Here is a 479-nt window from a genome sequence, read left to right on the forward strand (position 1 = left end):
TCGTCCTCGATACGGATGATGTCGTCCTCGCCGAGATAGCTGCCGGTCTGCACCTCGATCAATTCCAGCAGGATCTTGCCGGGGTTCTCCAGCCGGTGCACCGCGCCGATCGGGATGTAGATCGACTCGTTCTCGTGCACGGTCTTCACCGTTTCGTTGACGGTGACGCGCGCAGCACCACGGACCACGATCCAGTGTTCGGAACGGTGATGGTGCTTCTGCAGCGACAGCCGCTCGCCCGGCTTGACGATGATGCGCTTGACCTGGTGGCGTTCGCCATTGTCGACCGACTGGTACGAGCCCCAGGGCCGATGCACCTTGATGTGGTTCTCGGTGACCTCGGGCGCCACCGTCTTCAGTTTCGCCACCAGGCGCTTCAGGCCGTTGGCGTCCTTCTGCCGCGACACCAGGATGGCGTCCTGTGTCGCCACCACCACGAGGTCGTCGACGCCCTCGAGCGCGACCAGCGCGCGGTCGGT

1 protein-coding gene is annotated in these 479 nt (G+C 64.3%); it reads right to left on the bottom strand.

Annotated features, from left to right (window positions below; all coding sequences use genetic code 11):
• The coding region (locus AC5ZGW_RS46940; protein WP_496114245.1) for a cupin domain-containing protein at nucleotides 1-479 on the bottom strand (479 nt) is incomplete at both ends.

This window comes from Bradyrhizobium sp. Crot121 (genome assembly GCF_059512385.1).